The organism is Mesorhizobium sp. M7A.F.Ca.US.006.04.2.1 (assembly GCF_004022915.1).
GTDB lineage: Bacteria > Pseudomonadota > Alphaproteobacteria > Rhizobiales > Rhizobiaceae > Mesorhizobium > Mesorhizobium ciceri.
Genome location: NZ_RZQA01000739.1, coordinates 1 through 3,309, shown reverse-complemented (window position 1 = coordinate 3,309; position 3,309 = coordinate 1). Strand labels below are relative to the sequence as shown.

The following is a 3,309-nucleotide window of genomic DNA, read 5'->3' as shown; positions in this document are numbered from 1 at the left end:
CCGTCCCGCACGGTGCTGTCGCCACCTACGTCCACAACGCAGTTGCCGATGGTCTTGGCAAGCTCGGCGTTCTGGTCGCGATCGAGACCACGGGCAATGAGCATGCCGCCAATGCCTTTGGCCGCCAGGTTGCCATGCATGTCGCCGCCACCAACCCGCTGGCGCTGACGGCCGAGCAGATCGATCCGGCTGCGGTCGAGCGCGAGAAGGCGATCTTCGCCGATCAGGCGCGCCAGTCCGGCAAGCCGGAAGCGATCATCGAAAAGATGGTCGAAGGCCGCCTACGCAAGTTCTATGAGGAAGTCGTGCTCCTGAAGCAGGCCTTCGTGCTCAATCCCGACATCACTGTCGAGCAGGCACTGAAGGATGCCGAGAAGGAAATCGGCGCTCCGGCCAAGATCTCCGCCTATCTGCGCTTTGCGCTCGGCGAAGGCATTGAAAAGGAAGAGACCGATTTCGCGGCGGAAGTCGCGGCTGCGGTGAAGAAATAATCCTTACAAATAGCCCCTGAAGGGGCTTCTCAGCTCAGGCAACTCGGCCGGGTGTCCGCAAGGATGCCCGGCCGATTTCTTGTGCGGTGTCGATAAAGGCCCTGAGCTTCGGCGCCATTGACGCCCGGCGCGGGAAATAGAGGAATAGCCCCGGTTCCTCGATCGCCGTCTGCGGCAGCATCTGGACCAGGCGGCCCGCGGCAAGATCGGCGCGCGCCAGCGGCTCGAAGACATAGGCAAGCCCGACGCCTGCAAGCGCAAGATCGATTGCTGCGAGCGAATCCGTCACGACAACGCTGCCCCGCGTCTCCATGGCGATGTCCTTGCCATCCTCGATCAGATCCCAGCGATAGAGCGCACCAGAGCGGACGAGCCGGTAGCCAATACAATTGTGGTTCGCCAAATCGGCAACGCTGCTGGGACGGCCGTGCCGTCCGATATAAACGGGCGAGGCCACGATGACGACGGAGAACGGCGGCGTCAGCCGGACCGCGACCATGTCCTGGGCGATCATCTCGCCAAGCCGGATGCCGGCATCGAAGCCTTCGCCGACGATGTCAACCAGACCCTGGTCAGCGAAGACCTCCACCGTAACCTCCGGATAGCGTTCGGCCATCGCGGCGACCACCGGCGTCACCGCCAATGGTATGGCGATGTTGGAGGCGTTGATCCTGAGCAGGCCAGACGGCCTGCCTTTGACGCTGCGGATACGGTCCATCCGCTCGGCAATATCCTGGAGGGCCGGAGCCGCCGTTTCCACCAGCGCCTTGCCGGCCTCGGTGAGCGAAACGCTGCGCGTCGTCCGTGCGAACAAAGGCTGGCCGATCCGCTCTTCGACAATGCGCACCGCATGGCTGACTGCCGAAGGGCTCATGCCGAGTTCGGCGGCGGCAAGCGCGAAGCCGCCGCGTCGGGCCACGGCGACGATCACAGGCAAGTGGGTGAGCAGGTCCCGGTACATTCATGCATGATATCGCATGGTCCATGCGAACAATGCAATCTTGTCGATGTCGGCCGAGCGGTCCACATTGCCGGCCGCACGTCGACGATGGGCTGATGGCATCGAGGAGAAAGAACATGAATGCGTTGAAGCGCGTAACTTTCGCGGCAGGCATGGCGTTGGCGCCGATGGACGCCGGCGAGGCGGAGCCATCAGACTGGCGGGCGCTCGCAGACGAACGCGCGGTCATTCGCATCGCCGATGCCATCGACCGGGCCGTCGACGCCCAGAACTGGAAGCTTGCACGCAGCTATTTCGCGGATCGGGCCACTGCCGATTTCAGCAGCCTTTCCGGACAGCCGGCGGCCAACATCGCTTCCGACGACCTGATTGGCGCCTGGGCGGCCAACCTCAAGGGCAGCAAGACAAGCCTGCATCTGCGCACCAATCACCAGGTCGTTCTCGAAGGGGACACGGCGACTGTCCTGTCGAACGGCTATGCCTGGAACCGGATGGAAGGCAATGGCGACCCGCTTTGGGAGGTCTGGGGCACCTATGAGCATCACCTGACGCGTTTTGCGGATGGCTGGAAGGTCGATGGCTTTGCGTTCCGCATGACACACGAGCGCGGCAATCCCTGGGTCAAGACCACTCCGGGCCAGTGACGCTCGGGCATCTATCACCAAGCATTGGAAGACGATTATGACCATGACCTACTACACTCTTGGCAACAGCGGCCTCAGGGTCAGCCGGCTGGCGCTGGGCACGATGACTTTCGGCACGGAATGGGGCTGGGGAGCCGACAGGGATACGGCGCGGGCGATGTTCGACGCCTATGTCGAGGCGGGCGGCAATTTCTTCGACACGGCGGATCTCTACACAGACGGCACGGCCGAAGCCTGGCTTGGCGAATTCATCGCCGAGCGCGGCTTGCGCGACATGGCGGTGATCGCCAGCAAGTTCACCATGAACATGCAGCCCGGAAATCCGAATGCCGGCGGCAATGGCCGCAAGAACATCATGCGGGCCGTAGATGTTTCGCTGAAACGGTTGGGGACCGACTATATCGATCTCTATCTCATGCATGTCTGGGACAGGCTGACCCCGGCCGAGGAGGTCATGCGCACGCTGGACGACCTGGTTCGGATGGGCAAGGTGCGCCATGTCGGCCTTTCGGATGTGCCCGCCTGGTATGCGGGCCGCGCACAGGCGATCGCCGAATTGCGCGGATATGAGCCGGTTTCGGCGCTACAGCTCGAATATTCATTGGCCGAACGCGCGATCGAGAATGAGTTCGTGCCATTCGGCACGCGCCATGGCGCCGGCATCATGGTGTGGAGCCCGCTGGCCAGCGGGCTGCTGAGCGGCAAGTATCGGCCGGCTCAGGCCGGAACCGCGGGCCGGCTCGACGGATTTCGCAACTCGACGCATCCGGGGTTCCAAAAGTTCACGCAACGCAACTGGGCTATCGTGGCCGAACTCGAGAAGGTCGCATCCGAGATCGGCCGCAGCATGCCTCAGGTCGCGCTCAACTGGGTAGCGACGCAGCCGGGGATCGCGACCGTCATTCTCGGTGCGACGACGCTCAGCCAAATGCAGGACAATCTTGGCGCGCTGGATTTCGAGATTCCGAAAGCGCATCGCGACCGGCTGGAGAGGGTCAGCAGAACTCCAGCGCCGTTTCCCTATTCCTATTTCGGCGCGCAGATACAGGCGCGCGTCACCGGCGGCGCGACAACCGGCGACAAGCCCTCCAACTACGTGTCACCGGTGCTTATCGAAGGAGAGTCGGCCAGCGTGTCCACCAATTGATTGATGGGACAGGAAACCGGCGAATTTGCCGTTTGGGCGCCGCGTGACATCGCGGCGCCCTTCGTG

The 3,309-nt window shown here is 63.0% G+C and carries 4 protein-coding genes; 3 read left to right on the top strand and 1 reads right to left on the bottom strand.

All coding sequences use genetic code 11. The annotated features are described in order from the left end of the window. Positions 1-491, top strand: a 491-nt coding sequence (gene tsf, locus EN925_RS29170) for a translation elongation factor Ts (RefSeq protein ID WP_128337110.1), incomplete at its 5' end; no start/stop codon positions are given. A 34-nt stretch (positions 492-525) separates the two neighbouring features. Here tsf and EN925_RS29165 read toward each other — a convergent pair. Next, on the bottom strand, positions 526-1,452 hold the full coding sequence (locus EN925_RS29165; RefSeq protein ID WP_127368442.1) for a LysR family transcriptional regulator: 927 nt from the start codon (positions 1,450-1,452) through the stop codon (positions 526-528). Between the two features lie 116 nt (positions 1,453-1,568). Between EN925_RS29165 and EN925_RS29160 the strand changes: the two genes are divergently transcribed. Continuing rightward, on the top strand, positions 1,569-2,096 hold the full coding sequence (locus EN925_RS29160) for a nuclear transport factor 2 family protein (RefSeq protein WP_127385400.1): 528 nt from the start codon (positions 1,569-1,571) through the stop codon (positions 2,094-2,096). A gap of 37 nt (positions 2,097-2,133) precedes the next feature. After that, positions 2,134-3,243: an aldo/keto reductase gene (locus EN925_RS29155; RefSeq protein ID WP_127368444.1), complete on the top strand. Its 1,110-nt coding sequence runs from the start codon at positions 2,134-2,136 to the stop codon at positions 3,241-3,243. The last annotated feature ends 66 nt before the right edge of the window (positions 3,244-3,309 follow it).